This window comes from Paraburkholderia caffeinilytica (assembly GCF_046030355.1).
In the GTDB taxonomy this organism is placed as follows: domain Bacteria; phylum Pseudomonadota; class Gammaproteobacteria; order Burkholderiales; family Burkholderiaceae; genus Paraburkholderia; species Paraburkholderia caffeinilytica_B.
This window is the reverse complement of record NZ_JAQQCQ010000005.1, coordinates 63,957-90,816: the sequence shown is the minus strand read 5'-3', so window position 1 is coordinate 90,816 and position 26,860 is coordinate 63,957. Positions and strand designations below refer to the sequence as shown.

At 63.2% G+C, this 26,860-nt stretch carries 28 protein-coding genes; 12 read left to right on the top strand and 16 right to left on the bottom strand.

Features of this window, described 5'->3' with window-relative positions; all coding sequences use genetic code 11:
* Positions 1–208: 208 nt before the first annotated feature.
* On the bottom strand, positions 209–1,732 hold the full coding sequence (gene pdxR / locus PQQ95_RS09570) for a MocR-like pyridoxine biosynthesis transcription factor PdxR (protein ID WP_408437138.1): 1,524 nt from the start codon (positions 1,730–1,732) through the stop codon (positions 209–211).
* Between the two features lie 107 nt (positions 1,733–1,839).
* Here pdxR and PQQ95_RS09565 point away from each other — a divergent pair, with 107 nt between their 5' ends.
* Positions 1,840–2,580, top strand: a complete 741-nt coding sequence (locus PQQ95_RS09565) for a GNAT family N-acetyltransferase (protein ID WP_408437136.1) — start codon at positions 1,840–1,842, stop codon at positions 2,578–2,580.
* 139 nt (positions 2,581–2,719) lie between these two features.
* On the opposite strand, the gene PQQ95_RS09560 is transcribed toward PQQ95_RS09565, so the two are convergent.
* A complete protein-coding gene (locus PQQ95_RS09560; protein ID WP_408437134.1) occupies positions 2,720–3,256 on the bottom strand; it encodes a GNAT family N-acetyltransferase in 537 nt (178 codons plus the stop codon).
* A 261-nt stretch (positions 3,257–3,517) separates the two neighbouring features.
* Between PQQ95_RS09560 and PQQ95_RS09555 the strand changes: the two genes are divergently transcribed.
* Positions 3,518–4,180, top strand: a complete 663-nt coding sequence (locus PQQ95_RS09555) for a VC0807 family protein (protein ID WP_408437453.1) — start codon at positions 3,518–3,520, stop codon at positions 4,178–4,180.
* 9 nt (positions 4,181–4,189) lie between these two features.
* Here the strand turns inward: PQQ95_RS09555 and PQQ95_RS09550 are convergent, their stop codons facing one another.
* Positions 4,190–5,056 carry a LysR family transcriptional regulator gene (locus tag PQQ95_RS09550; protein ID WP_408437132.1) on the bottom strand — a complete coding sequence of 289 codons (867 nt, stop codon included), beginning with the start codon at positions 5,054–5,056 and terminating at the stop codon, positions 4,190–4,192.
* A gap of 125 nt (positions 5,057–5,181) precedes the next feature.
* Here PQQ95_RS09550 and PQQ95_RS09545 point away from each other — a divergent pair, with 125 nt between their 5' ends.
* The 7 genes from PQQ95_RS09545 (at position 5,182) to PQQ95_RS09515 (ending at position 11,037) form a co-directional block, all read left to right on the top strand.
* Positions 5,182–6,126, top strand: coding sequence for an AEC family transporter (locus tag PQQ95_RS09545; protein WP_408437130.1), 945 nt, complete (start codon positions 5,182–5,184; stop codon positions 6,124–6,126).
* Between the two features lie 282 nt (positions 6,127–6,408).
* Entirely contained in the window at positions 6,409–7,248 is an 840-nt protein-coding gene (locus PQQ95_RS09540; protein ID WP_408437128.1) for an AraC family transcriptional regulator, read from the top strand.
* Positions 7,249–7,499: 251 nt separating this feature from the next.
* Positions 7,500–8,465, top strand: a complete 966-nt coding sequence (locus PQQ95_RS09535; RefSeq protein WP_408437126.1) for a quinone oxidoreductase family protein — start codon at positions 7,500–7,502, stop codon at positions 8,463–8,465.
* A gap of 46 nt (positions 8,466–8,511) precedes the next feature.
* The gene (locus tag PQQ95_RS09530) at positions 8,512–8,697 is read left to right on the top strand and encodes a DUF1427 family protein (protein ID WP_408437125.1); all 186 of its coding nucleotides are present in this window, start codon (positions 8,512–8,514) and stop codon (positions 8,695–8,697) included.
* A gap of 183 nt (positions 8,698–8,880) precedes the next feature.
* Positions 8,881–9,459 carry a DUF4337 domain-containing protein gene (locus PQQ95_RS09525; RefSeq protein WP_408437123.1) on the top strand — a complete coding sequence of 193 codons (579 nt, stop codon included), beginning with the start codon at positions 8,881–8,883 and terminating at the stop codon, positions 9,457–9,459.
* A gap of 83 nt (positions 9,460–9,542) precedes the next feature.
* Entirely contained in the window at positions 9,543–10,160 is a 618-nt protein-coding gene (locus tag PQQ95_RS09520) for a LysE family translocator (RefSeq protein WP_408437121.1), read from the top strand.
* A gap of 187 nt (positions 10,161–10,347) precedes the next feature.
* Complete coding sequence (locus PQQ95_RS09515) at positions 10,348–11,037, top strand: class I SAM-dependent methyltransferase (protein ID WP_408437120.1); 690 nt, start codon at positions 10,348–10,350, stop codon at positions 11,035–11,037.
* Positions 11,038–11,077: 40 nt separating this feature from the next.
* Here the strand turns inward: PQQ95_RS09515 and PQQ95_RS09510 are convergent, their stop codons facing one another.
* From PQQ95_RS09510 to PQQ95_RS09495, 4 genes are all read right to left on the bottom strand, one after another.
* Complete coding sequence (locus PQQ95_RS09510) at positions 11,078–12,355, bottom strand: RNA polymerase sigma factor (protein ID WP_408437118.1); 1,278 nt, start codon at positions 12,353–12,355, stop codon at positions 11,078–11,080.
* A 4-nt stretch (positions 12,356–12,359) separates the two neighbouring features.
* Entirely contained in the window at positions 12,360–12,767 is a 408-nt protein-coding gene (locus PQQ95_RS09505; RefSeq protein WP_408437117.1) for a VOC family protein, read from the bottom strand.
* Between the two features lie 101 nt (positions 12,768–12,868).
* Positions 12,869–13,243 carry a YciI family protein gene (locus tag PQQ95_RS09500; protein ID WP_408437115.1) on the bottom strand — a complete coding sequence of 125 codons (375 nt, stop codon included), beginning with the start codon at positions 13,241–13,243 and terminating at the stop codon, positions 12,869–12,871.
* Positions 13,244–13,398: 155 nt separating this feature from the next.
* Positions 13,399–13,752 carry a YciI family protein gene (locus PQQ95_RS09495; protein ID WP_408437114.1) on the bottom strand — a complete coding sequence of 118 codons (354 nt, stop codon included), beginning with the start codon at positions 13,750–13,752 and terminating at the stop codon, positions 13,399–13,401.
* A 264-nt stretch (positions 13,753–14,016) separates the two neighbouring features.
* Between PQQ95_RS09495 and PQQ95_RS09490 the strand changes: the two genes are divergently transcribed.
* Together PQQ95_RS09490 and PQQ95_RS09485 are read left to right on the top strand one after the other, a co-directional pair.
* On the top strand, positions 14,017–14,172 hold the full coding sequence (locus PQQ95_RS09490; protein ID WP_408437452.1) for a glycine zipper 2TM domain-containing protein: 156 nt from the start codon (positions 14,017–14,019) through the stop codon (positions 14,170–14,172).
* Positions 14,173–14,487: 315 nt separating this feature from the next.
* Positions 14,488–16,452: a hypothetical protein gene (locus tag PQQ95_RS09485; RefSeq protein WP_408437112.1), complete on the top strand. Its 1,965-nt coding sequence runs from the start codon at positions 14,488–14,490 to the stop codon at positions 16,450–16,452.
* Between the two features lie 40 nt (positions 16,453–16,492).
* Here PQQ95_RS09485 and PQQ95_RS09480 read toward each other — a convergent pair whose 3' ends face one another.
* The 7 genes from PQQ95_RS09480 to PQQ95_RS09450 all read right to left on the bottom strand — a co-directional run bounded on the left by PQQ95_RS09480 (position 16,493) and on the right by PQQ95_RS09450 (position 24,398).
* Positions 16,493–16,774, bottom strand: coding sequence for a hypothetical protein (locus PQQ95_RS09480; RefSeq protein WP_408437110.1), 282 nt, complete (start codon positions 16,772–16,774; stop codon positions 16,493–16,495).
* A gap of 140 nt (positions 16,775–16,914) precedes the next feature.
* The gene (locus tag PQQ95_RS09475; protein ID WP_408437109.1) at positions 16,915–17,271 is read right to left on the bottom strand and encodes a copper-binding protein; all 357 of its coding nucleotides are present in this window, start codon (positions 17,269–17,271) and stop codon (positions 16,915–16,917) included.
* A complete protein-coding gene (locus tag PQQ95_RS09470; RefSeq protein WP_408437108.1) occupies positions 17,268–20,474 on the bottom strand; it encodes an efflux RND transporter permease subunit in 3,207 nt (1,068 codons plus the stop codon). The genes PQQ95_RS09475 and PQQ95_RS09470 overlap by 4 nt, the downstream gene beginning before the upstream one ends.
* Positions 20,471–22,021, bottom strand: coding sequence for an efflux RND transporter periplasmic adaptor subunit (locus tag PQQ95_RS09465; RefSeq protein ID WP_408437106.1), 1,551 nt, complete (start codon positions 22,019–22,021; stop codon positions 20,471–20,473). Before PQQ95_RS09465 ends, PQQ95_RS09470 begins: the two co-directional genes overlap by 4 nt.
* An 11-nt stretch (positions 22,022–22,032) precedes the next feature.
* Positions 22,033–23,328, bottom strand: a complete 1,296-nt coding sequence (locus PQQ95_RS09460; protein ID WP_408437105.1) for a TolC family protein — start codon at positions 23,326–23,328, stop codon at positions 22,033–22,035.
* A 92-nt stretch (positions 23,329–23,420) separates the two neighbouring features.
* On the bottom strand, positions 23,421–23,783 hold the full coding sequence (locus PQQ95_RS09455) for a hypothetical protein (RefSeq protein ID WP_408437104.1): 363 nt from the start codon (positions 23,781–23,783) through the stop codon (positions 23,421–23,423).
* A gap of 141 nt (positions 23,784–23,924) precedes the next feature.
* Positions 23,925–24,398, bottom strand: a complete 474-nt coding sequence (locus PQQ95_RS09450; RefSeq protein WP_408437102.1) for a hypothetical protein — start codon at positions 24,396–24,398, stop codon at positions 23,925–23,927.
* Between the two features lie 868 nt (positions 24,399–25,266).
* Here PQQ95_RS09450 and PQQ95_RS09445 point away from each other — a divergent pair.
* Positions 25,267–25,617: a DOPA 4,5-dioxygenase family protein gene (locus PQQ95_RS09445; protein WP_408437451.1), complete on the top strand. Its 351-nt coding sequence runs from the start codon at positions 25,267–25,269 to the stop codon at positions 25,615–25,617.
* 56 nt (positions 25,618–25,673) lie between these two features.
* Here the strand turns inward: PQQ95_RS09445 and PQQ95_RS09440 are convergent, their stop codons facing one another.
* Both PQQ95_RS09440 and PQQ95_RS09435 read right to left on the bottom strand, forming a co-directional pair.
* Entirely contained in the window at positions 25,674–25,985 is a 312-nt protein-coding gene (locus PQQ95_RS09440) for a high-potential iron-sulfur protein (protein WP_408437450.1), read from the bottom strand.
* Between the two features lie 49 nt (positions 25,986–26,034).
* Complete coding sequence (locus PQQ95_RS09435; protein ID WP_408437100.1) at positions 26,035–26,724, bottom strand: nitroreductase; 690 nt, start codon at positions 26,722–26,724, stop codon at positions 26,035–26,037.
* Positions 26,725–26,860 lie beyond the last annotated feature (136 nt).

Sequence of the window (26,860 nt, the reverse complement as noted above, 5' to 3'; positions counted from 1 at the left end):
GCATGACCTGCGGGCGATTCGTCGACGTCGCGCACTCCGAATTCGCCGCGCATAAACGACACGATAGCGCGACATGGGCCACGCGGACAAACGTAAAAACTTACACGGCGCGCCGGGATGTCGACCCGCTTGTCCCTTTGCTCGTTACGCTACGTGCCGGCCCGCTTACCCTTTTGTTCGTTACGCTGCGTGCCGGCCCGCTTGCTCGTTATCTGCGTGCTGGCCCGCTTGTCCCGCCCGCCACCCCGTTGTCTGACTCACGCGCCATCTCCCCCACCAATTCGGCCAATACGCGGACAGCCAGTGCAAGTTGCTCGGCTGGCGTGCTGCCGTAGCCGATCACCAACCCGTTCGCCTCCTCGCGTTGCTGCAACGCAAAACCCGACAGCGCGCGCGGATTGAGCCGCGCGGCGAGCGCGCGTTCGGTGAGGATCCGATCGGAAATGTGCGGCGGCAAGCGAAGCGTCAGATGCATCCCGCAATTGCCGCCCAGAATCTGCGACGGCCCGAAATGCGCGGTGAGCGCATCGCGCAGCGCCTGCTGGCGCTCCCGATACAAACGCCGCATGCGGCCCAGATGCCGCCCGAATTCACCGCTGTCGATGAAATGCGCCAGCGCCAGTTGCTCCAGCCGATGCCCGCCGCGCAGCATCTCCTGCAACGCGACAGCCGTGTGCGCGGCGATCGCGCGCGGCAGCACCACGAAGCCGATGCGCAGCGCCGGAAACATCGTCTTGCTGAATGAACCGACATACAGAACCGGCGCGTCCTCGACCAGCCCCTGCATGCTGGCGATCGGCTCACCGGTATGGCGGAATTCGCCGTCGTAGTCGTCCTCGATCAGCCACGCGCCGCAGCGGCGCGCCTGCGCGATCAGCTCCAGCCGGCGCGCCACCGACAACACCGCGCCGGTCGGATACTGATGCGCGGGCGACGTGTAGATCAGCTTGGGCGGATGCTCGCGCCAGGCGTCGGGCGGCACCGCGATGCCTTCGGAATCGACCGGCATCGGCCGCATGCTCAGATCGCCAAGATTGAACGCAGCCTTGGCGCCGCGATAACCCGGATCTTCCACCCACGCAATATCGCCCGGATTGGTGAACAGCCGCACGCACAGGTTCAGCGCTTCCTGTGCCCCTTCGGTGATGACTACCTGCGAGCCGTCGCAGCGCACGCCCCGCGCCATCCGCAAATGCGCGGCGATCGCGTCGCGCAGCGCCGGTTCACCCAACGGATCGCCGTAGCCGAGCGCGAGCGGCAACGCGCGCTCCATCGAACGTTCGAGAGCGCGCCGCCAGGCGGCTAGCGGAAAGCGGTCCAGCGCAGGCGTACCCGGCGTCAGCGGCAAGGTGTTGTCGGCATGGGTGCGAGTCGCCGCGAATTGATCGACCCGCGCCGCGTACGCGACCTCCGGCGCAGCCAGCGGTGTCCGCCTTTCGCCGCGCGCCGACGGGCTGGAGAGCGGACTCACGCGCGTGCCCTTTTTGTCGGCCACGACATAACCGACCGCGGCCAGATGCTCGTACGCGATCACCACCGTGTTGCGCGACACGCCCATCTCCGCCGCCAGCAAGCGTGACGACGGCAGCAGCGACCCCGCCGGCAAACGCCCGGCGAGGATTGCCTGCTGCAAGCGCTCGGTCAGTTGTTTTTGCAGCGGCGTGGACTTTTCGCCGTTGCCGTTTGTGCTCGCGACGGCGGGGTTGGTGAGCGGACCAATGATTTCGATCATCTCGGCTGGACCTATCAAATACCGTTCTGCTGGATCTTTTTAACATACCACGTTTGCCGTATCGTTCTCCATCAGCAAGGACATTTACTATCGACAGGAGCGCAGACATGGAACCCAGACGCAACGCTTTCGAGCAGCCAATCGGCGTCCCCGTGCCGGACTGGAAAGGCGCTCAGGCGCCCAGCCGCGCGCCGCTGGTGGGCAGCTATTGCCGGATCGAACCCGTGGACGTCGAACGGCATGCGGCGGACCTGTACGAGGCCTACAGTTCGGCACCCGATGGCCGCGACTGGACCTATCTGGCGGTCGGGCCGTTCGAGAGCCTTGCCGCGTACCGCGAGCATTTGACGCGCATGGCCGCGTCGCCCGATCCGCTGCACTACGCGGTGATCGATCTGGCCACCGGCAAGGCGGTTGGCACGCTTGCGCTCATGCGCATCGACCGCGCGAACGGCGTGATCGAAGTCGGGCACGTCACCTACTCGCCGCGCCTGAAGCGCACACGCATTGCCACCGAAGCGATGTTCCTGCTCATGAACCATGTGTTCGACGAACTCGGCTATCGCCGCTTCGAATGGAAGTGCGATTCGCTGAATGGACCGTCGCGCACGGCAGCGTTGCGCTATGGCTTTACGTTCGAAGGGATCTTCCGGCAGGCGATCGTGTATCACGAACGCAATCGCGATACCGCGTGGTTTTCGATCATCGACAGCGAATGGCCTGCGCTGCGTCCAAGCTATGCGCACTGGCTCGATGCCGGCAATTTCGATGCGCAAGGCCAGCAGGTGGAACGGCTGGTGGACCTGATCGCGCGACAGCGGGCCGCGGCGAGCGAGAGCGGTCAATAAGACAGCGGGTTCGCGAGCCAGTTACAAGGTGGCTTGCGGGTCGGCTGCAAGCTGGCTGAAGGGCCGGCATGCGCCGGCTCGTCAATCCCAAAGGGCGTCAGAGACCTGAGAGACTTCAGCCGACGTACCGCGCAACGACTCAGGCTACGCCTGCCGTTCGCCGCAGTACGATGGTCGGGTTGCCTTTGTATGTCGTGCGAAGCTGCTCACGATAACCACACTTACCCGCGACGTTCAGCGACGGTTGGTTTTCCGGCGCGATGATGCAAACCGTCTCGTCACGAGGCCAATGCGCATCGGCCCAGCCGAGCGCGGCGCGCACGGCTTCGGTCGCGTAGCCGCGGTTGTGGACGGCAGGGTCCAGCGCCCAGCCGATTTCAGGCGTGTCCATCAAGGAAGGCTCGATCTCGCGGTGATAGTCGGCGAAGCCGACTTCGCCCAGGAACCGGCCGCCGTCCTTCTCCCGCACCACCCAATAACCATATCCCAGCATGGCCCAATGCCCGGCGTAGCGCAGCAGACGCGCCCAGACCTCTTCGCGCGTGAAGGGCTTGCCGCCGATGTAGCGGATCACTTCGGGATCAGACCACATTGCATAGCTCTCGAGGAAATCGTCGCGCGTGTGCGGACGCATGATCAGGCGATCGGTGGTGAGGAGCGTGGGGTGGCTGGACATGGGCGGGCTGGTGGTGGGCGTAGTAACTACGTAGGTTGAAAAATGTTGAAGAGTGCCTGGGATGATCGCAGATTTTTTGCGCGCCAGGTTCGCTGCCAGAATCCTGGCAGCGCTTGCGCAGCACTGCAAACGCTGGCATGCGAAGAGGCTTCACCCTACACTCCGTGGATACGCATGTTCAGCCACGGCGGCGGGATAACCGCCACGGACACCGGCGCGCGCGACTCACACGCCATTGCCATACTCACTGCTGCTCCGTCCATGAAAGCCCGCTTGCGCTACCTCTCCGCCCTGGTCGTCAACGTCGCCTTTCCCTGGCTCGCCTACCGGCTCGCGTTCCCTTACTACGGCCAGCTCGGCGCGCTGATTGCCTCGGCGCTGCCCCTGATCGCATGGATGAGCTGGGACCTGCTGCGCTACCGCCATTTCGACGCGCTCAGTGCAATCGTCCTGGCCGGCATCGCGCTGTCGCTGATTGCAATGGCCGCAGGCGGCGGCGCGCGCATGCGAGCGCTGGAAGACCCTATGGTTTCGGGGATGATCGGCGCGTCGTTCCTCGTCTCGCTCGCGTTGCCGCGTCCGCTGGTGTACTACCTCGGCCGTTCGACGATGGCGCGCGAAGATCATCGCAGCGTCGAACGCTACGAAAAGGATTGGCGCGAGCGCCCCGCGCTCGTCGCCAATATCCGGTTGATGACACTCGTATGGGGTCTGGGCATGACCGGGGAGAACCTCTTGCGCACCCTGATCCTCTTGCAGTGGCCGAACGATCCGCACTCGGCGTTGGCCTCCAAAGTACTGCGTTACGGCGTCTATGCCGGTCTGACGGCCTGGACGTTCTGGTGCCGGCGGCGCCTCAAGCAGAACGCCATGCGCTATCCAACCTCCCCGGCGGATACCCCGGACCATCTGACGAATTCGTGAAGCAGCCCCTCACGCCAGTTCGAGAAACCGCGCCAGACACGGATTGCGATTGGCCGGCGACCACGCCAGCACCTGTTCGATCAGCGGCGCATCGACCAGCGGCCGGAACACCACGCCTGCGAGTTGCGCTTTGCGCATCGAGGCTGGCACCAGCGCCACCCCCACACCTTCATCGACGAGACTGAGCACGGTTTGCTGCAACTGCACTTCGAAACGGATATCCGGTTCGAAGCCGCCCGACCGGCAATGCTCGAGAATGGTCGAGCGCAAGCTCGGCGCGACTTCCGCGGAGGCCAGCACGAATGGCTCGCCCGCCAGTTGCGCGATCTTCAGACGCCGCGCGCGTGCGCGTGGATGGCTGCGCGACAAGGCCACACACAAAGGCTCGCGGAGGATCGTCCGGGTCACGATGCCCTTGTCGGGTACGCCCGGAAACATGATCGCCGCGTCGATCTGGCCAGCCAGCACTTGCGCGGCCAGATCGTTCGAGACGACCTCGCGCAGATTCAACGCAACCTCGGGAAACGCCGCGCCGAACGCGCGTGCGTAGCCGGGGACGACGTTGTACGCGGCGCACATCGTGAAGCCGATGGCGAGCTTGCCGGCGTCGCCGTGCGCCGCAGCTTGCGCGTTGCTGATCGCCTGTTCCACCGACGCCAGAATCGCTTTCGCATCGATATAAAAGCGCTCGCCCGCGGCCGTCAACGTGACGCTGCGCGGACTGCGCTCGAGCAGCGTCACACCCAGGTTCGCCTCCAGCGCCGCCAGTTGCCGGCTCAAAGGCGGTTGCGACAGATTCAGGCGCGCCGCCGCGCGGCCGAAATGGCGCGTTTCGGCGAGTGTCACGAAGTAGCGCAACGGCTTGATATCGATCACGACGCCCTCGAGCAGATTGACGATGCAGAAAAGGTATTATTGGAAGCAAAAAACAGTATTGGATTGTATCAACGCAAGCCACTACGCTGGCGCATTGCGCTCTCCGCCCCACACTTCTTGCATCGATGTTAGCCACGCTCGAAATTCTGCTTCCTGTATTCGGCCTGATTTTCGCAGGCTTTGCATGCCGCCGGCGCGGCGTGCTCGGACCGAACAGCGCGTCCGAACTGAACCGCTTCGTCGTCTGGCTGGCGCTGCCGGCCCTGCTATTCGACACGATGGCGCATGCCACATGGCAACAGCTTTATCAGCCGGCCTTCGTCGCGGCGTTTTCGATCGGGTGCGTCAGCGCGTTTCTGCTGATTCTCGTTATGCGTTTGATGAATGGTCGGCATCTGGCCGACGCAAGCGTCGATGCGATTGCGGCGTCGTATCCGAACACCGGCTACATCGGCTTTCCGCTCGGCATGATCGCGTTCGGCTCGGCTAGCCTGACGCCGACCACGATCGCCACGATCCTCGTCGCGTGCGTGCTTTTTGCGCTTGCCATCGTGCTGATCGAAGTCGGCTTGCAAACCGAACGCACACCGCACAAGCTGGGGTTGAAAGTGTTGGGATCGCTGGCGCGCAATCCGTTGATCGTGTCGCCGATCCTGGGCGTGCTGTTCGCGAGCACTCACGTCGCATTGCCACAGAGCGCGGAGACATTTCTGAAGCTGCTGAGCGGCGCCGCCAGTCCGTGCGCGCTGGTGAGCCTCGGCCTGTTCCTCGCGGAAAAGCGTCCCTCCGAAGCAGGCGCGAGCGGCATTTCGCTGCTGCTGACCGGCGTCAAGCTGCTGGGACAACCGGCGCTGACCTGGTGGCTCGCGGCGCGCGTATTCGGGCTCCCCGCCACGCTGGTCGAGATGGCAGTCATACTGGCCGCGTTGCCCACCGGAACCGGCCCGTTCATGCTGGCCGAGTTCTATCAACGCGAGGCGCATATCACTTCGCGCACGATTTTGCTGTCGACGGTGGGGTCGGTGGTGACCTTGTCATTACTGCTGGTGGTGATGGGACATCGTACGTAAGCGGAGCGAGGCGAGGTGCGTCGGCACAGGCCATGGGCCCTTAACCACGATTACCGTCTTATGTGTCCTTTGCGCCACTCGGCCAGTGTCGGCCCGCAACACATCAGCCGAACGCTCAGCCAGTTGCGACACCGGGAGCACCCGCGTCCGCCACTGCACGCCGCACGCATCGCGCCCCACGCCTCGCACCTCGCGCTATGCTTCGCACACGGACCAGCAAGGTCCGCGCCTCTTCATCCGCGAACCGCGAACTGCGAACCTCGAACCGCGACCCGAACCGCCGTGCCCAAAGCCCGCCCACCCGAACTTGACGACGACGCCGACGCCCGTTCCCTCGCGCGGCACTATCCGCGTGGACTGCGCATCGACCCGCATTCCCACACATGGGCGCAGGTGCTCTATGCGGTATCGGGCGTGATGTGGGTGGAAGTCGGCCGCGAAGCGCTGGTCGTGCCGCCGCAGCGCGCGGTCTGGTTGCCGGCCGGCACGGTTCACTCCATCCACATGATGAGCGAGGTGGAGATGCGCAATCTCTACCTGCACGAGCGCAACGTCGGTCATCTGAGCCGGCGCAGTGACGTGTTCGAGATCAACGGTCTGCTGCGCGAACTCATCACATCGATTGCGGAACACGAGCGCACTCATGCTCGCGACGAAGCCTATCTGGAAGCCGCCTACCGTCTCGCGATGCTGGAGTTGGGGCATGCGCCCCGCTCGTCGCTGCGCATCGCGCTGCCCGATGCGTCGGACCGGCGGCTCGATGCATTGTGCCGCGCGGTGATCGACAATCCTTCGATCGCGATCAGCTTCGAACAGCATGCGGCCTCGGTCGGCGCGAGCGTGCGCACGCTGGCGCGCCTCTTCACGCGTGAACTGGGGGTTGGGTTTGCCGAATGGCGCCGTCAGGTGCAACTCGCCGTGGCCGTGTCAGGCCTGGCCGAGGGCCGCTCGGTCAGCAGCATTGCGCGCTCGCTGGGTTTCCAGCCGAGCAGCTTTAGCGATATGTTCCGGCGCGAACTGGGCGCGCCGCCGACCGGCTTCGATCCGAGCGGTACGCTGAGCGAGACAGCTTCAGACGCTTCGCCGGAGCAGGCGCAAGACCGGTCATCCACCGACAGGTAAATTATTCGTGCCGTCGGCCTAGTCATTCACTCGGGGCTGAGCAGTTCGCTGCCGACAGCCGGTCCATATGCGCGATCGGCCAAGCAACTGGAGCCCATGGCCAAACGGCTCCTTGCGCAGTCCATAAACTGGCCCACGGCACGTCTTGTCCGAAATTCGAAAGTCTTTGTCTCAATGCCTTTGCACCGGCCATCTAGACTACGCTCATCGACTGCACAACGCAGCGCAAGACCCGACAGGAGTGACACGCAATGAAAGCGATTCAGTTCAAGACTTTTGGCAAGCCCGAGGTGCTCGACTACGTCGATCTGCCGACGCCCCAAGCCGATGCGGACAATGCCGTCGTGCAGATCAAGGCGGCCTCGGTGAATCCGAGCGACGTCAAGAACGTGTCCGGCCATTTCGAACACACCGTCCTGCCGCGCACACCCGGCCGCGACTTTAGCGGCGTCGTGGTAGACGGCCCGCAAGCATGGCTTGGCGCCGAAGTGTGGGGCACCGGCGGCGACATCGGCTTCACGCGGGACGGCACGCACGCCGAGTTCATCAAGATTCCGCTCGCCGCGCTGTCGCGCAAGCCCACCACGCTCAGCCACACGGAGGCCGCCGCGATCGGCGTGAACTTCGTGGTCGCGTGGCTCGGTACGGTCGAGTATGCCCACCTGCAAGCGGGCGAGACGATTGCCGTAATCGGCGCGGGCGGCGGCGTAGGTGGCGCGGTGGTGCAGATCGCGAAAGCGCGCGGCGCGCGCGTGATCGCCCTCGACCGTCATCCGCTTTCTCCCGATACGCCCGCGGGCCGACTGATCGACGACTACGTTCCGTTCGACGAAAACGCAACCGCGGCTTTAAGAGCGCTGACCGGCGGCGCCGGCGCAGACGTCGTCTACGACACGGTGGGCGGCGTTGCCTTCGAGACCGCGCTGAGTCTCGTCAAGCGCCGCGGCCGGGTGCTGGAAATCAGCGCCACGGGCAAACGCCGCGTGGAATTCGACCTGATCGATTTCTATCACAACGAAACGCAACTGCTCGGCGTGGACAGCGCCAAGCTGGGCGTTGCCGAATCGGCGCCGTTGATGACAGCGCTGGTGGAAGGCTTCGAAAGCGGCAAGCTTCAAGGGCCGGCCATCGCGCAGGCATTCCCGCTCGAACGCGCACGCGAGGCCTACGAATCGGTGGCCGCCGGCACGCGCGGCCGGATCGTCATCACGATGTAATTGCCGAAGCGACCGGCGGGCGTGGCTGCCCGCATTTCAGATGGGTATGAACAACATGAAAGCGTATTTGATCTCGCTCGTGGCCGGCGTCGTGGTCGGTTTGATTTATAGCGTGATGCAGGTGAAATCGCCCGCCCCGCCAACCATCGCGCTAGTCGGGTTGCTCGGCATGCTGGCCGGCGAGCATGTCATCCCGTTCGTACGGACATGGCTGGCCGCCGGCATTCATTGACGTCCCTCCTTAATGCCTGTCATCGACATCGCTTCGCTCTCGTAGCTTTTCCATCACCGGGCACCGCACGCTAAGATGGAGCCCGCCGGGCCGGCGCGCAGTCATTGCGCCGTCGCGCGCACATGGGCTGCCGCCATGCGCACCGCCCGGAGACCACAAGAAAAGCCTGGCTCGGAGAATCAGATGTCTGAAGAATATGAAGTGCATGGTCTGCACGACCATGCGGTTGAACACGCCGGCCATCACGACGCGGACCCGTTTGCGAGCCGTATGGCCGTGATGACGGCGATCCTCGCGACGATCGGCGCACTGTGCGCGTACCAGAGCGGCAATAGCGAAAATCTGGCGCTGTACTACAAGAACGAAGCCGCCATTAAAAAGACCGAAGCGTCGAATCAATGGAACTACTACCAGGCCAAGGGCGAAAAAGAGAACCTCGCTGAACTCGGCGCGGCGCTGTCGCTCGGCAATGCCGATGTCCATGCGAAATTCGTCGCCGACGTCGATAAATACAAGCAGCAGAAAGAGCCGATCCGTGCGAAGGCAGAAGCGATCGAGAAGGACGTCGTGGACAACGACGCCAAAAGTGAAGCGCTGCTGCACGGCCATCATCGTTGGGCACAGGCCACGACCTTGATCCAGGTGGCGATCGCTCTCTGCGCGATCACCTTGCTGACCCGCAAGAAATGGCTGCGCAACCTGTCGTTCGGGGTTGCGGCTGCGGGCGTGGTCACTGCCGCCGTGGCGTTCTTTTCCGCTTGATTGCGAAGCGGCATGGCGCGGCGAACGCGGCTAGCGGTTACGCTACGCTTTGCGTGATGGATGGATGAATCAAGGAGCAGCGTGTGATTGATGGTTCTGCAGTTCTAGGCGTTTTCTCCGTGTATGTGGCCGGCGTGGTGATCCCCGGCCCGAACTTCGTCGCGGTGGCGCACAAAGCCGCATCGGCAACACGTGTCGAGGCGCTCGCGATGGTCGCCGGCATCGTGCTCGTCAACCTGTTCTGGGCGAGCTGCGCGATTCTTGGCGTCGGCATCGTGTTCACCGCGTTTCCGTGGCTCGCGCTGGCGGTAAAGATCGCTGGGGCCGGTTACCTGATCTGGTTCGGCGGACGCCTCATTGCAAACGCATCCACGGGTAAGCCTGTGCAAACCGTACAGGCATCGGCAGGCGGCTTCCGGCAAGCGTTCGCGCAAGGCTTCGCGACCAACATCGCGAATCCGAAGTCGATGGCGTTCTTTGCCGCAGTGTTCTCGTCCGCTGCGCCCGCCCACGTGAGCATGGGAACATTTGCCGCGATGCTCGGCATGGTCTGCGTGGTCGCGAGCAGCTGGTATGGGTTCGTCGCGCTCACGTTGTCACATGCGCGCATCGCGTCGGCATACCGGCGCTGCAAGGCGTGGATCGATCGCGTGTGCGGCGGCTTGATCGTCGCATTGGGCGTGCGTCAATTGATTCGGTAGCGCTCGTCTCTCCTACGCGCTTCACGTCAGTCCTATAGGCCGCCGCACGCCGCTTTGTCATAAGTCAAAGACGCGTGGATTGGATGCTCAATCGGCCAACATTCATGACATAAGTTAAGGGGTGCCGCGATCTTGCATCGCGTGTCCGCGTTGCGTATTCGGCGCACCCTGTCATGGAGGACTCACCGTGAATGCATCTCTTAAAGCTGCAGACAACCAGGTCGCACACCTCGACGAAAGCATTCTGCTTCCACAACTCGGCTGCCCGGCAGGCGAGGTTGGCGTGGCAGTCGGCGACATGCTGGAGCGCTCAAATCTGGCCGTCATCGACACAGCCTTCGATCTGCTCGACCTGCACGCGCATGAGCGGATTCTCGAGATTGGTCTGGGCAACGGCGGTCATATCGCGTCCGTGCTGGATCAAGCTGCAGGACTCTTCTTCACCGGCGTCGATCTATCGCCGACCATGATCGCCGAGGCGCGCCGCCGCAACGCATCTTTCGTCCGCGATGGCCGGGTGTGGCTCGAAACTGCCGACGCCATGTCCCTGCCATTCCCGTCCGGTGCGTTCGACAAAGCCATTGCGATCAACACGACGTATTTCTGGTCCGGCCTGATCTCCGGTCTGGAGGAAACGCACCGCGTGCTGCGCCCGGGCGGTGTGCTAGTGATTGCAGCGATCACGCCCGAGGCAGCCGTAGAAATGCCGTTCGCCAGATACGGCTTCACCGTCGACAACGCAGCCGCATTGGAAGCAGCCTGTGTTGCCGCCGGTTTCAACCAGATAGGCATCACACGTTACGTCGAGCCGGTGCTCGATCCACCACAAGAATTCGGCCCACGGGAGTTTTATCTGCTAATGGCCTGTGCCGGTTGACGTCGCGCTAAACGGCATCAAACTCGATGCGCGGCGCCACTCAATGCGTGCCGCCGCGCGCAGCACGCGCGAGCAACAACTCGCGCTCGCGCGCATTGCGTGTCATGGCGGCAGCGCGCTCGAATTCGGCGCGAGCCTCTTCCACACGGCCGAGTTTTTCCAGCAGATCGCCGCGCACGCTCGGCAACCAGTGATAGTTCGCGAGCGCCGCATCGGTGGCGAGCGCATCGGCGATTTCCAGGGCGGCAGCCGGCCCGAACGCCATGCCAACCGCCACTGCCCGGTTCAATTCGACCACCGGCGAAGGCGCCACCTGCGCCAGCGCGTCGTATAACGCGACGATCTGGGCCCAGTCGGTCTCTTCGGCGCGGCGGGCACGCGCGTGGCACGCGGCCAGCGCGGCCTGCAGCGCATACGGACCGCTCGCGCCGCCCAGCGCGTGCGCGGTGCTGAGCGCGGCCAGTCCGCGGCGGATCAGCAGCGGGTCCCAGCGGCTGCGATCCTGGTCGAGCAGCAGCACCGGGCGGCCATCGGCATCGGTGCGCGCATGCGTACGCGACGCCTGGATTTCCATCAACGCGACGAGGCCATGCGCTTCGCTTTCGTCCGGCACGAGTCCGCTCAGCACGCGCCCCAGCCGCAGCGCTTCCTCGCACAACGCCGGACGCATCCAGTCGTCGCCGGTTGTGGCTGAATAGCCTTCGTTGAAAATCAGATAGATCACCTGCAACACCGATGCGAGCCGCGGCGCACGCGCATCCGCCTGCGGCACCTCGAACGGCACCTTGGCTGCGGACAGCGTGCGCTTGGCGCGCACGATGCGCTGTGCAATAGTGGGTTCGGGCACGAGAAACGCGCGGGCGATTTCGTCCGTGGTGAGGCCGCCGAGCAGGCGCAGCGTCAGCGCGACACGTGCCTCGGTGGACAACACCGGATGACATGCCGTGAACACCAGGCGCAGCAGGTCGTCGCCGATATCGTCGGCGCGTGCGGCATCGAGGGTATCGACAAAATCCGGCACGACGTGCGCCTCCAGTGCGTCGAGATCGTGGCCCAACTCCTCATGCTTGCGGGCATGCAGCGCTTCCTGGCGCAAGCGGTCGAGAGCGCGATTCTTCGCGGTTGCCATGAGCCACGCTCCCGGGTTGTCGGGTACGCCCGCTTCAGGCCAGTGTTCGAGCGCCGCCACCAGCGCGTCTTGCGCCAGCTCTTCGGCGAGCCCCACGTCGCGCACGATTCGCGCGACGTGGGCGATGACCTTGGCGGACTCGATCCGCCAGACTGCCTCGATGGCTCGATGGGTGGCCGGCTTGGTCACGGGATCAGCCCGCTGCCTTGGCGTTCGGATCCATGTAGATCAACTCCCAGATGTGCCCGTCGATATCTTCGAAGCCATGCCCGTACATGAAGCCGTAGTCCTGCGGCGCGCGCGGCACCGTGCCGCCGGCGGCGAGCGCCTTCGCGACCAGCGCGTCGACCTCACCCCGGCTCTCGCACGACAGGCCCATCAGCGCTTCGGTGCTTTCCTTGGGATTGCAAAGCGACTTGCGCGTAAAGGACTTGAACAGGTCCTTGACCAGCAGCATCGCGTAGAGGTTCTCGCCGAGGATCAGACACGCAGCCTGCTCGTTGGTGAATTGCGCATCGAAGCTGAAACCGATCGCGCTGAAAAATGCCTTCGACCGTTCGAGATCGTCGACGGCGAGATTGACGTAGATCTGCTTATGCATAACGAAATCCTCTCGATGTGGCCGGATCGGTGTCGCGTTCGGCGCTCACATCGGCCTCACGATCAATGTTTGGCTGCGTCCAGCTAGCGGAAGCGGTCCGCTTACGGAGTCGGCTCGAAGTCCTCGGGTTCATACAGTTGGCGCACTTCGATTTCGCCTTCGGCCTGCTCGCCGAACGGCGCCGGAAACCGCCGCGCCCATTCCATCGCTTCTTCGCGGGAGCGAACCTGAATCAGCGTGTAGCCGGCAATCAGTTCCTTGGTTTCCGCGAACGGACCATCGGTCAGCGTGCGCTTGCCCGCGCTGTAGTGGATGCGCCAGCCTTTCGAACTCGGTTGCAGCCCGGTTGCATCGAGCAGCACACCGGCCTTGGCCAGTTCTTCATGGTAGGTGCCCATCGCGGCCATCACGGCATCGTCCGGCGGACCGCCGGCTTCGCTGAGGGCAGTCGCCTTCACTATGATCATGAATCGCATCGCAATCGCTCCCTGGGTGGTGTGTGGTAACGGGAGAGCCATTATCTGTGTGCTGGCTCCTTACTCACACGACGAGCGATGCGCGACCGGATCGACAAATTTTCTGCCGCACCAGGGAAAACCCCATGAAAATAGCGGCGAATGGGCGAGCCCGCTTACAGGAAACACGGCCCCAGCTTACGGACTTCGACGGTGCACCACGTGGCCGCTGGGCAGGCTTGCGCGATCGCCACCGCTTCTTCACGGCTTTCGCAATCGAGCAGAAAGAAGCCGCCGATCATTTCCTTGGCTTCGGCGAACGGGCCGTCGAGCAGTTTTGCCTGACCGTCGCGCACCTGAACGCGCACGGCGTCACTGGAGGAGGTCAGTGCTTCGGCCGCGATCAGCTTGCCGCGCTCTTTGAGGCCGTTCGCGAAACGCACCATCTGGTCATAAACCTCGCGCCCCGCCTGCTCACCGCGTTCGATGCGCTGATTCGGGGGTTCGACGATAAGCAGCATGTACGACATGGCGTCTCCGATTGATCGCGCTGCGGACGTGAACGCCAGGCAGGCGTACGACGGCAAAAAACGCGCTTGCAGTTGGGTTGCGAAAGGCAGTCTAGCAAGCGCGGATGACGCCAGCAAACCCGTTTCACCGCGCGGGCACCGGCGAACCGCAAGCGCTACGGAGACTCGTAATACAGATGCGGCATGGGGATTGCTGCTTCGGTTGTATCGACATACATCCGAGGTGACATCATGCGGAACCGATCTGGCCTGGGCGTCATTGCAATGGCACTGGCGCTACTGACATTGACGGCCGGCTGCACCCTGGGCGGTGCGGCGGCGGGCGGCGTTATCGGCAACGAAGCGACCGATCATAGCGCGGTCGGCACGGTCGGCGGCGCGGTAGCCGGCGGGATTATCGGACACGAACTGGGCAAGTAATGAGCGCCTGATCTGTCTGAACCGATTCGGTCGGAGAATATGATGGGTTCGGTTCGCACCCCGCGAGCGCCCTTCATATTCTCCCTATTCAAGCCTGTGTGCCGCCGCATCCGCCGCTGACACAGCAGCGCCACTTTGAAGTATTCTCCCAACGCTTAAGCGCAAGCCGTGAACGCATTCTGCGTGGACTAAAGCCAGCAAATAATCTGCTTTCAATCCGGCGAACCAGCGCGGCAAATACAATCAAACTCATCGGCATACATAATCTGCCGGCATAACAGACGAGTCCATATAAACAGGGCATCGGGGAAATTCATGCATCGATCGTTAGTGCGTAGCGGCGTCGCGGCCGCCGTGGCCTTTGCGTTGTTCCAACTTGGCGGTTGCGGCGGCGGCGGGGGTTCCAGCTCGACGTCGTCGGGCACGCCGGCGGTCACGGCCACCTCGGTGAGCGGCACGGTCGCGACCGGCACCGCCCTGGTGGGCGCGACCGTCACGCTGACCGATGCGACCGGCGCTCAGGCCACGGCAACCACCAACATCCAGGGCGCGTACACGATCTCGGTGAAGGGTATGACCGCACCGTTCCTGATCGTCGCCACCGACGCCGCCGGCGTCTCCGCCCCGCTCGTCTCTGTGCTCGCCAAACTGCCGAACGGCACGGCGCCGGCCGTCGTCAACGTCACTACGTTGACGACCGCGATTGCCGCCATGCTGACGGCCTCGGGCAACCCGCTCGACCTCGCGTCTACCACGGTACTGGCCAAAGTAACGCTGCCGTCCGTGCAGATCGCCACCATCACGCTCGACACGCTGCTGGCGAAAATCCTCACGCAGAACGGCATCCAGACGGCGGGCTTCGATCCCATCGGGATGGCCTTTACGCCGAACCACACCGGCGCCGACGCGGTGATCGACACGGTGTCGCTGGTGTCGGCGGCCAACGGCGGCCTGTTGCTGCTATCGAATGCGGCGCCGGGCACGACGGTCGCGCTGAACAACCAGACCGCCCAGTCGATCACGCTGGCAGCGCCGCCCGCGGCCGCCAACTATCTGGAGCCGCTTGCATCCCTGCTGACTGCGTGCGCGGCAAACGGCACGCTCAACACGTCATGCTCGCCGGCCATCGACTCAGCCTACCTCGAAAGCGGCTCGACCGATCTGGCCATAGCCCACGGTCTGACGGAAGCAACCTTGACCGGCGCGGTCTTCGGTTCGCCGAAGACGCTCGCCTTCTTCACACGCAACGGCAAGCAGCTTGCGCTTGTGCAGTTGCCGTTCACGCTGGCAAGCGGCACGGCAGCCGGTGTGCTCTACACCATTGCGCAACAGCTCCCCACGCCCGTCACGCTCGCCAACGGCACGCAACTCGGCTGGGATCTGATCGGCGATCAATCGCAATTCGCTGTGTCGATCATGTCGCAAATCCAGCGTCGCACCTTCCTCGATTCGAAGCTGAATGATGTGAACCGGTACGAGTCGGGTCTCACGATTGCGATTCCGACCGCGTCGAATCCGTCGGTGTATTCGGCTTCCGTGACAGGACCTGGCCTCGCTGCGCCGGTCTGGCTGATGCAGCGTAATGCGGTCGGCAGCAGCACGTTGGGGCTGTCGGAGCTGACGTTGAGCGCGGCACCGGTGTCGCCCGCCACCACCAGCAGCAATACGTCGCTGTATCGCTGGTCATGGCAATCGCTGTCGTCGACCGCGAACTTCACGCCGCCGGCTTCGAGCGGCTACTACTCGGCGCAACCGATCGACGCGAGCACCGTGCCGCTCTATTCGACCTACACCGTGACGTTCTATGACCAGAACGGTGCGCAACTCGGTCAGTCGTCGATCATCAATCCGGGCAGCCCGTTGAACGCGGCGGCGGGCAGCACGGTGGCGTGGCCGACGCTGCTGCCGGACTTCGCGACTCAGTTCCTCACGCCAGCCGGGTCGCTGGCCGGCGTGCAGTACGCAATGAGCGTGACGTGGTCGAGCCTCGTGAACGGACAGAATCTCGCGTATCCGGTGACGTCCGTGCAAATTCAGGCTTACCCTGGAACGGCCAGCGGTTCGACGACGGAAGTCGACGGCTTCTCGGTCGGCGCGCCGAACAACACTACGTTTGGTCAGTATCAAACGACGGTCTCCGCAGGGGTCAATTCTCTGGGCGCGCAGACTTGCACGAATTGCCCGTTCCCGGCGTTGACGTCGGGTGGTTCGCGGCTCGTGCAGTTGAGCGGTGGGCAGAATGGGACTGCGTACTTCGATATTACGAAGTACAACGATTAGAGCAGGACAAACAAGCAACGCCGGCCCATCGCAGCGGCTTTCACATGGCCGGCAACAGCGATCGGGCCTGTTCGAGAAGCGCGTGGGACGCAGCAAACTCGTTGCGTCCCGCCAGCGTCAGCGCAGCATGGCCGGTGCTCGCGAACAATTCGTCGTTGAACGTTACGACTGCATTCGAACCGGCACCCGGCTGGTCGTATCGGCGAAAAAACGCGAGCATCTGGAACGCGTCGAATCGCCAGTCCTCCGGACCGGCCTTGGCCAGAAGTTCAGCGGCGGCGGCCAGTTGCCGCGTGACGGCGAGGAATTCAGCGCGTTCCATGACACCGGTCTCCTTGTGGGTCGCCACCACCGGGCGTGCTGAGAGTCTAGCGCAGGAATTCAATCGGCCACCCACCCGGCCGCAGCCCTGGAAACTCGCAGGCCGAAGCAACAAGCCTGCGAGTTTGCATCAACGACGCATCACGACGCTTTTTCCAGCTTCACGATAGTCATCGTGCCGTCGACATCTTCAATGCGCACCTTCACCTTGTCGCCTTGGTGAATCTGCTTGATCATCGCGGCATCCTTCGCCTTGAAGGCCATGGTCATGGCCGGCATCCCGACGTTCTGCAGCGCGCCGTGTTTCAGCGTGACCATGCCGGAAGCCGGGTCCACTTTTCTCACCTCCGCATCCGTCAGCGCCGCATTCGGCGAGTCCTTTGAAGCCGCCGGCTTCATGGACATGTTCATCCCCGCCATATCGTCGCCCGCAAACGCGGGGGCCGCAGCAATGGCGGCGAAAGCAGTACAAGCAAAGGCAACACTCCATTTCTTCATTGAAGTTCTCCAGTTTGAGTAGTGGGCACGGTTGTGCCGGAAGGGACTGCGTGAGAAAGCCGTGGGTCGGGCAGACGTTTCGCGCGGCGGCGTTGCAACAGGAACCACGCTGCGGGAATGACCAGCATCGAAAGAATGGGCGCCGTGATCATTCCGCCGACCATCGGCGCAGCAATGCGCTGCATGACTTCCGAGCCGGCGCCGTGGCCGACCATGATGGGTATGAGACCGGCGAGCACAACCGCGACCGTCATCGCCTTGGGACGCACACGCTGCACCGCACCCTCTCGAATCGCGTCGAGAAGCAGCGCTTCAGTGAGCGGCTCGCCCGCGTCGAGTCGGCGATTCAACGCGCCCTTCAGGTAGAGCAGCATCACGACACCGAACTCCGCCGCCACACCCGCGAGCGCAATGAATCCCACGGCCGTCGCAACAGACACGGCATGCCCCAGCATCCAGATAAACCAGAAACCGCCAACCAGCGCGAAGGGCACCGTCGACATCAACAGCAGCGCGTCACCCACAGAGTTGAACGTCAGGAAGAGCAGCACGAAAATCACCACCAGCGTCACCGGAATGACCGTGCGCAACGTCGTCGCCGCCCGCTCCAGATATTCGAACTGACCGGACCACGCAATCGAATACCCCGCCGGCAGCGTCACTTTCTCAGCGACCGCGCGCTGCATGGCCTGCACGGCCGAATGCAGATCGGTGTCGCGGATATCGACGTACACGTAGCCGGCGAGCCGCGCGTTTTCGCTGCGAATCATCGGCGGGCCGTCGGCAATCGTGATGTGCGCCACGTCGGCTAGCCGGATTTGCGCGCCACGCTCGGTCACGACCGGCAGCTCGCGCAGCTTCTCGAGCGAATCGCGCACCTCGCGTGGATAGCGGATGTTGATCGGAAAGCGCTCCCGCCCGGCAATGACCTCGCCGACGTTTTCGCCGCCGATCGCGGTCGACACGATCGACTGGATGTCAGCCACCGCCAGGCCGTAGCGCGCCGCCGCCAGCCGATCGATATCGACGTCGATGTATCGGCCGCCGTTCAGGCGCTCGGCGAGTGCGGACGTCACACCGGGCACGGTCTTGACCGCCGCTTCGACCTGCGCGGCGACCTGGTCGATTTGCCCGAGGTCAGGACCCGAAATCTTGACGCCGACCGGCGTCTTGATCCCCGTCGACAGCATGTCCAACCGATTGCGGATAGGTGGAACCCACACGTTCGAAAGCCCCGGCACCTTGACGGTGCGGTCCAGTTCGTCGACCAGCTTCTCCGGCGTCATGCCGGGCCGCCACTCGCTGCGTGGCTTGAACTGAATCGTGGTCTCGAACATCTCGAGCGGCGCGGGGTCGGTCGCCGAATCAGCGCGGCCGGACTTGCCGAACACGGTTTGCACCTCCGGGACAGTCTTGATGAGCCGGTCGGTCTGCTGCAGCAATTCACTCGCTTTCTCCGTCGAGATGCCTGGCAGCGCCGTCGGCATATACAGCAGATCGCCTTCGTCGAGCGGCGGCATGAATTCGCCGCCGAGCTGCGAAAGCGGAATCGCGGACGCCGCGAGCGCCACCACGGCCAGACCGATCGCAACCCACGGTCGACGCAACGTCGCCTCCAGCACCGGCCGATAGAGCCGGATCAGCACGCGGTTGATCGGGTTCGCGTTCTCGTGCGGAATGCGGCCGCGGATCAGCCACCCCATCAACACCGGCACCAACGTCACCGAGAGCCCCGCTGCCGCTGCGATCGTGTAGGTCTTTGTGAACGCGAGTGGAGAAAACAGCTTGCCTTCCTGGCCTTCGAGCGAGAACACTGGAATGAACGACAGCGTGATGACGAGCAACGAAAAGAACAGCGCCGGCCCGACCTCCGCGGCCGACGTGGCAATGAGCTCCCAACGTTCAGCCGAAGTGATCGCCTTGCCCGGATGCGCGTGCTCATACGCTTCGAGATGTTTGTGCGCGTTCTCGATCATCACGATGGCCGCGTCGATCATCGCGCCGATGGCGATTGCAATGCCGCCCAGCGACATCAGATTCGCGTTCACACCTTGATACCGCATCACGATAAAAGCGGCCAGCACGCCCAGCGGCAACGACAGGATCGCGACGAACGCACTGCGCAGATGGAACAAAAAGACCGCACAGACAAGCCCGACGATGATGAACTCCTCGATGAGCTTGTCCTTCAGGTTGTCCACCGCGCGCTCGATCAGCTGTGAGCGGTCGTACGTTGTCACGACTTCCACGCCCGCAGGCAGCGAACGCTTCAGGTCGGCGAGCTTTGCCTTCACCGCATCGATGGTGGTCAGCGCGTTCTTGCCGGAGCGCATCACGATGACGCCGCCCGCCACTTCGCCCTGGCCGTTCAGCTCGGCGATGCCGCGCCGCATCTCGGGTCCGATCTGAATCCGCGCGACGTCACCCAGCAGCACCGGCGTACCGGCTTCGTTCGTACGCAGGACGACGTTGCGGAAGTCATCGAGCGTGCGCAGGTAACCCGACGCGCGCACCATGTATTCGGACTCCGCCATCTCGACGACTGAACCGCCCGATTCCTGATTCGCTTTGCCTAATGCGTCGGCGACTGTCGCCTGCGTGATGCCGTAAGCGCGTAGTTTGTCCGGGTCGAGCACAACCTGATATTGACGCACCATGCCGCCGATGCTCGCGACCTCGGACACATCCGGTACCGACTTCAGCTCGAACTTGAGGAACCAGTCGTTCAGGGCGCGAAGCTGTCCCAGGTCGTGTTGTCCGCTCCGGTCGACCAGTGCATATTCGTAGACCCAGCCGACACCGGTTGCATCAGGTCCGAGCGATACCCTCGCGCCAGCAGGCAGCCTGCTCTGCACCTGGTTCAGATACTCGAGCACACGGGAACGCGCCCAATACTGGTCGGTTTTATCGTCGAACAGAACATAGACGAACGCATCGCCGAATGACGAATACGCGCGAATGGTTTTCGCTCCTGGTACACCGAGCAGCGTCGTGGTGAGAGGATAAGTAATCTGGTCTTCGACGACCTGCGGCGCCTTGCCCGGGTACGAGGCCTTGATGATGACCTGCGTGTCGGACAGGTCAGGCAGCGCATCAAGCGGCGTTTGTGTCACCGAGTAGACGCCCCATGCCGTGACGAGCACGGTGGCAAGCAGCACCAGAAAGCGGTTGTGAATGGACCATCTGATAAGGCGCGCGATCATTTGGCGCCTCCTGCCGGTTCGACTGTCGTCAACTGGTAGCCGCTGTCCGTCTGCCGGAATGCGAAGTGCACTACGTCACCGGGTTTTGCGTCTGGAAAGGCTGTCGGCGACGGTTTGCCGAATGCCATTGTCATCTTGCCCCAGCCCAAAGCCGGGACCGGCTGGTGGGAAAAGGTGATGTCTTCAGCGGTCACCTTTTCGACGCGGCCGGTGGTTTCGTACGTTTGGGATGCGTCGGACGCGGCGGATGCGGATGCGGATGCGGATGCGGACGCTGGCGCGCTCGGGCCCGCGTTCGCGCTCCCCGTGAGCCGCGGAAGAACCGATTTGAGGCTGGCTTCGGAATCAATCAGAAACTGGCCGGACGCCACCACCTGATCGCCATCGGCGAGGCCGCTCAACACTTCGGTTTCGTCGCCAGCATCTTTGCCGACGGTGACATTCACCGGCTGCAAACGGCCATCACCGTTCCTGACGATAACCACGCTGCGCTTGCCGGTCGTGATAACCGCTTCGGATGGAACAAGCAGACGTGAGACCGGTTTCTGCGCGCCGACCCGCACGCGCATCAACATGCCCGGCGTCAGCTTGAATGCTGCGTTGTCGATCTCGAGGCGAGCCTGCAGCGTACGGCTGCCGGTGCTGATGCCCGGCAGGATTTCGCGAATCTGCCCTTTGAAACGCTGGGTGGAATCGCCCGCGAATGCCGCATCGACCGGCGCACCGGGATGCACGGTCAACGCGAGGGCCTCCGGTATTTCGACGACGAGCCACAACGTGGAGAGCCCGGCGATCTTGGCGAGTGTCTGCCCGGGCGTCACCATGGCGCCATCGCGGACGTTCAGTTCGCTGACCACGCCCGTTTCCGGCGAGGTCAGCACAACGTGTGTCTGCGCCTTTCCGCTCCGGTCGAGATTCGCAACGACACCATCGGGTATCGACATCGCCCGCATGCGCGCGCGAGCGGCCTCGAGCATGCTGCTGTCCATGCCGCTGCGTTTGAGCGCGAGGTACTCTTCCTGCGGCGCCAGCCAGTCCGGCACGAAGAGCGACGCGATCGGCGCGCCTTTCGCTATGCGCTGCATCGGTGCACCCGCGTACAGGTGGTCGATGTAGCCCGTGACGCGCGACTGCACCACGTCGGCGCGTGATTCGTCGAATTGCGTGATGCCCACGGCATCGAATCCTTCGGTGACCTCCTGCCGTCGCGCCGTTGCGTAGCGGATGCCGAGGTTCTGCTGCAAGCCCGGATCGATCTTGATGCCGCTCGGTCCGGCGTCATCCGCGAAGACGGGTTCGAGCTGCATGTCCATGAAAGGCGACTTGCCCGGTTTGTCGAAATGCTGATTCGGAACCATCGGGTCGTGCCAATACAGCACCTTGCGCCCGGTCTTCGGATCGATCTTGTCGCCTGCGGCGGATGTCGTAGCGGCCGAAGCCGAATCCGCCTGCGTGGAATGGCGCGTGCCGGCCACGTAGCCCGCGCCTAACAAAGCGGCGGCGGCAAACGCAACGAGAACCGCGCGTGCCAGTTGTTTCTTGTGCATGGTGTTCTCCTTCACTGGCTGATGGACATCGACGCGGGCACGACCTGATATTCGAGCTGGGCCCATGTCTGGGACACCTCGCGTCGAAGGTCGAGCACCTGTAGCTGAGCGTCGAGCAGTGCACGTCTGGCAGCAAACGCATCCGCGAGCGACCCGCTCCCCGCCTGATAGGCCGCGGCAGCGAGCTGGACCCGGCGGTCCGCAGCGGGCAGCAGGAAATCGGTGAGATGGGCGATGCGCTCGCGACCACTGGCGAGCGCCGCCGATTGCGTGCGGATATCGGCTTCGACTTGCCGCTGCGCGTCTTCGTACATCAGCCGTGCCTTGGTGCCGAGTTCCGCCTTTTCGTCGGCGTCGCGGTTCTGGCGATTCTTGCGATTGATCGGCAGCGGAATGCTGACGCCGACCGACACCATGTTCGAGTACTGTCCGCCACGCTGCTGATAAGAGATTTCCCAACTCCAGTTGGGACGGCGATCGCTGTTGGCGACCGCTGTATCGGCGTCGGCGACGGCGATATCCCGCGACGCGGCCACGAGCACAGGCTGGACGTCTCGAAGCTCATCGGGTGGCAGAGAGGACACATACGATTGCGGCTCCGGTGGCTCGCCACTGACGTCGAGCACAGGCGTAGCAGTCCAGCGGGACAGGCCGATCAATGCGGTTTGAAACGTCTGTTGCGCCTTGAGCAACTGATCCTGCGTCTGCGCGAGCGTCGCCTGAGCTTGCACGACGTCGGCCGCCGTTACCTTGGCTCCGCGGTAAGACGCTTTCGTCGCGTCCAGTTCGTGGCCCATGTGACGCACCAGCTCCTGCTGCAACGCGAGCGCCCCCTTGGCATAGACGGCGTTCAACCACGCCGCCGCCGTCTGTTGCCGTGTGTTCACGAGCTGCAGCAGATAGCCGGCTCGCTCGCGATCCACCCTGTCGTTCGCCTGGGCGGAGAGCAGGCGGCGTTTATCACCGGACACCCATTCCTGCTCGATGCCGATACGGCGCATCGTCATGAAGTCCTGACCGATGGTGAACCGTTGCGCGCCGTTGACCGGCAGGTTGTCGATGCCCGCTTTGAGCATCGGGTCGGGCAATTGCCCCGCCCGGACCGCGGCATCGGAGCTGGCGCGCACGGAAGCCTGTGCGGCCCCCATGGCAGAAGAGCGGTCGGTCGCGGCCTGAAGCGCCGCGTCGAGCGTATAGCTTGTTTCCTGAGCGTGCGCCGCGCCGCCCGCGAGAATCAGCGCGGCGAAAAGCGAGCGCGCGCGCAGTGGTGCACGCCGGCTTGACGGCGTGCGAAAAATGAATGGCATGTTCTAACCCCAACGGCGAACTCCCAATGGGAGTCCACGTCCTGGACGCAGGACGACCTCACCGCAAATGCGGTGAACCTGTCAGCAAGGGATCAGATGGCGCGAGGAGGTCGCCACGGCCCGGTCGGCTCACGGACCGGAAGCGACTGCGCGTAGTGGAAAACAACGGTGCTCGATAGCCCGGCAGGCCGGGTTATTCCGGCCGGAGAGACCGGGTGATACAGACTGCCGAGCTGGCATTGCGTCGTGAACTTGCAGAAAAAGTCTTTGGCCTTTTCGGTCTGCGATGAATGCATCGACTCGCAGCCGGGCATGTCAGCCGACATTGCATCGCTCTCGTCGATGCCCATGCTCATCTGCATCGGACATTCTCCGGTCAAGCCGCTGGCCGCCAGCCCACTAATGGGCAGCGCAGCGCACAGCAACAGGAGGAGCAAGGTCCGCAGAAATTTCATGCTGGGGATTATAGCCGCAGCGCTTTAACCGGAAGCATCGGATTAACTCACGCTAACGACAGGACTTGCATTGCAGCAAAAAAAACGCCCCATGCAGGGCGTTCTTGGTTTGGGCGCTAGCTGCAGCAGGGCACGACGTTGTTAAACCGTCGCTTCGACAATTGCCTGCGTATGGGCCGATCTCATCAGCCCCTCGATCATCTTCGCTTCCGCGTTCGCGATCTCGCTCAGCGATGCGACCGACAGTTGCCCATCCAGAATCGCCAGCGCCGTGCAAAGACGGGTGTATTCGCCGTCCTCGAGCATCCAGGCGCCGTCTTGATGCTCACGCGCGTCGAGCTGCACCATCGCCGCATGCGCGCTTTCGATATCGGCAATGACGTCCTCACCGAGTCCCAAACGCGCCAACTCTTGCGACACCAGCAAATGCCGGCTCAAGGTCACGTGCAAATCCCGCGTTCCCCGGCCGCGCCGGAACGCATCGAGGGCGGTGTAGCACTGCAGGAGCATCGCCATGGTGACCGGCTCGTGGGCGGTGCGGCTATAGGTGAGCGCGCGCAGCAGCGGGGACATGGCTGGCTGGGTGTGCTTGCGGACTCGCGATTTGCTGGACATATCGATTCAATCTCCTTCGCTAACTCTCGGCTTTGCCACCGAATATTGTGCTCTCCGGTGGCAAACGCCGCCGATATGCCGGCGGCTTGACAGGCCCTTAATGTGAGTCTGTGTAGCCATCATGGCAAGCAACTATTAAGACAGACTTAAACAACTCAAAGTCTCGAATGTGCGCGGCGTCTCGCCGTGCGTACGCCGATTTTCCGCTGCAGTTGGCGGGAAACGCAACGCCCCCATATAAGTTCCGATCGACTAAATACAAGTCGCATTGGACGGACGGACGAAAAAAAACCCTGTTCCCGCGAAGGAACAGGGCCTGACAGGATGGCAGAGTCGTACAGGCGCGTGGATGCTTGCCGACCGATAACCACCACAACTACCAAAGCTGTTGCTACTTGAACTGCTACTGCGTTACGACGCTACTGCATTACAGCTCGGTCCCTCGTATCCAACATCACCTCGCTGCAACCCCCTGCTGATCTGTGCGCATGGATACTGCGATTGCGCACTATTTGCATTGCTTCGACTTCCTACTGCTTTACTGCCCTGCCACGTGGGACAACCGCGGCAAACTGCCATCAACGGTACGGTTCAAAACAACGCGGGGGAAGACCGCGTCGATGGGCTCGGTGACTTGTCGCTCCATGGAAAACAGTTTATGTGAGTGCGCCAGAATGCAATTGCGCGAAACGAGGGGGATTGGCAAGCCAGTTTGCTGAATCGGCGCAGCGTGGCGATTTCTTCAGACATGAACCATGAGACTGAGCGCCCGCAAGGCCATCATGACCGAACATCTGGCGAGCGCCGCACGCGCCAGCGAAAACTCAAGCAGAATGGAATGTCTGACAAAGACGGAACGAAACCCGCTATGACCTTTCGCGACACCTCGGCCATCGAGAGCTGGCACGCCCATGTTTATTTCGATTCAGACAGTCGCGACGCCGCGTGGACCTTTCGCGAGCAAATCGAAGCACACTGGAACGGCAAACTGCAACTGGGCCGCTTTCACGAACGTCCGGTCGGCCCCCATCCAATGTGGTCGTATCAGCTTGCATTCACCCAGGCGCAGTTCGCCGAGCTCGTCGGCTGGCTCACGCTGAATCACGGTGCGCTCGATATTTTTCTGCATCCGAATACCGGCGACGCCTTGCGCGATCACCGCGATGCGGCGCTGTGGATCGGCCATTCGTATGACCTGATACTGGACGCTTTGAACTAGCCCGCCAAAGGTAGTTTTAATCACCCGTACCAGCGTGCTGCGGCCGCTGGGCCCAGTCACATGTTCGAATACGAACTGCACCAGCCACGCGCGGCGACCTGCTTGTCGCCGAACAGCGTGCAGCCGCCATAGGCGTCGGTAGTCTTACCTTGAAACAGCGAACAGTTGGCGCAGGTTTGTCCGGCGGCGTAATCAGGGAATTTTGCCTTGTCGACCTTCGACGCGTCCTCTTTATAGCCGACGGCCTGCGCTTTCGGATCGGCTTCGCTCAGTGCGTTCGCGGTGTCGGCGAACGCGAAGCGGGACAGCATGAGCGATGAGCTCACGCCCACACTCAGCATCAGAAAATGGCGGCGTGAGGTTTTCATCATGGTCCGATGGGAAGCGGGGATGCCCGTCGATCGAGGTTGATCGGGATCAATCGAGGAATCGCGTGAACCGCTCGACCGGTTCGCGATCCGTGCGCAGTGTATTGACCAGCGCGTTTTCGTCGGCGAAACCGAGCGACATGCCGCACACCAGTTGCTCTTCGGACGGCAAGCCGAGATGCTCGGCAATCACCCGATGAAACGGCGTAAAGGCGGCCTGCGGACAGGTATCCAGGCCGCGCCCGCGCGCCGCCGTCATAATCGCTTGCAGGAACATGCCGTAGTCGAGCCAGCTGCCGCGCTCCATCACCCGTTCGATCGTGAAGAACAGGCCGACCGGCGCGCCGAAGAACCGGTAGTTCTGCGCATGCTGTTCATGCATGCGCGCCTTGTCGCCCTTTTCGATGCCCAGCAGGCTGTACAGATCCCAGCCGATCTTGCGGCGGCGGTCGATGTACGGCGACACCCATTGGTGCGGGTAGTAGCGATATTCTTCCTGATACAGCGCGTCGCGCTGAGGGTCGTTATAGGCCGCGACCAATGCCTGCGACAGGCGCGCGAGCGACTCGCCCGTCACCACATACACTTTCCACGGCTGGGTATTGGTGCCCGAGGGGGCGCGGCTGGCCGCTTCGAGTATCGCCTCGATATCGGCGCGCGCCACCGGCGTGGGCAAAAAGGCACGGATCGAACGCCGCGATATCAGCGCGGCGTCGACCTGGTTGGGGGATGGCGTCATCGGTAGAATTCCGGCAGGGCCAACGGTTTTGGCGGTCTGCGAAGATTCTAGCGCGAGTGCCCACTTGTCCGCTGGCGGCCGTGCAGCACGCCGGGCGTGTGCGCCGGCATTCATCACCACGCGCCTCGGGTATGGG